Raw genomic sequence first — 1,312 nt, forward strand, 5'->3', positions numbered from 1 at the left:
TGTCAAGTCCTGAAATAGGTTGACAGAAAAAGTCATTCAAAACGCCCGATGCACCGCATCGGGCGTTTTGTATTTCAGGGCCGCATGAGGTCGTTCGTGATTGTAGATGTGCACGGACTGTCTCACCATTTTGACGGCTTGCTTGAGGTCAACGGGGCGATGCAACAGAAACTCGTTTTTGAGGATGCCATTGACTCGTTCGGCCAGTGCGTTCTGATAGCAGTCGTAGCCGTCGGTCATTGAGCAGGTAAGCCCATGCTTGCGATGAATATCCTGATAGTGAGTGCAGCAGTACTGCACGCCCCTGTCGGAGTGATGAATCAACGGCTGGCTTGATCGGCGCGCTTGCAGGGCCATCTTGAGCGCTTGGCTGACATGCTCGGCCTGTAAGCTGTCGTGGACGTGGTATCCGACGATTTTTCGAGAGAAGGCGTCGGTCACCAAGCTCAGGTAGACAAACTCTCCCGCGGTAGGCAGATACGTGATGTCGGCCACCCAGACTTGTTCCGGCGCACTTGGGCTCACTTGATCCGGGCCGGGTTTGAGCAAGTTGGGATGCCGCCGGAAGTGGTGATGGCTCTGGGTGGTCTTGTGATAAGCCCGCTTGGGCGCAACGAGCAGGCGGGCGTCGCGCAAGACCTCGAATAATCGATCTCGCCCGAGCTTAATGCCTTGCTCGGCAAAGGTCGATCCGAGCATGTGATGTAGTTTGCGTGTGCCGAGCCGAGGTTGGCGACGTCGAACGCTTTGCACCAGTGTGCAAGCCGCAATGGCCTGGGCCGTGCGGTGCCGCTCGCGACGCCAATGCTTGTAATACGCTTGGCGGCTGAAACCCATGTAACGGCAGGCTCGCTCGACGCTTAGCTTTGCGACTTGCTTTTGCGCGAGGACCTGCCCGAGGGCTTTTTTATGGTGACGCCGTAGTCTTTGCGCATCACGTCGATGACCGCTTCAAACAGCGCGGCCTTCTCGTTGGCCTCATGCAGTTGTGCTTCGAGTTCCTTGATGCGCTGCTCGGGCGTGAGCGGTTTGGATTCCGGTTTGGGCATGGCAGTGGCTGACGACGCGCGGCCGGACGGATCAACCCAATCCTGCAAACCGTGCTTGCGTAACCATACCAGCACCGTGGAACGCCCCTGAATTCCGTAACGACGTTGCGCCTGCTTATAGGTCAACTCGCCTTTTTCTACTTGCTCGACCACTGACAGCTTAAAAGCCAGGCTGTAGTCTCGCTGTGTCCGCTTAATCCCTTGCTCCATTTGCCACCTCCTCGTTTCAACGAAAAAGTGTCAACCTATTTCAGGACGGGACA

At 56.6% G+C, this 1,312-nt stretch carries 1 protein-coding gene; it reads right to left on the reverse strand.

What is annotated here, in order from left to right; translation table 11 throughout:
• Nucleotides 1-36 precede the first annotated feature (36 nt).
• Nucleotides 37-1,259, reverse strand: a protein-coding gene (locus tag C5N93_RS00005) for an IS3 family transposase (protein ID WP_301231972.1) whose coding sequence is annotated in 2 segments (ribosomal slippage) — nucleotides 37-891 and nucleotides 894-1,259 — 1,221 coding nt in all. Because the reading frame shifts where the segments join, the coding sequence is not laid out codon by codon here.
• Between the last annotated feature and the right edge of the window lie 53 nt (nucleotides 1,260-1,312).

This window comes from Pandoraea sp. LA3, from assembly GCF_022696215.1.
Taxonomy (GTDB): domain Bacteria; phylum Pseudomonadota; class Gammaproteobacteria; order Burkholderiales; family Burkholderiaceae; genus Pandoraea; species Pandoraea capi.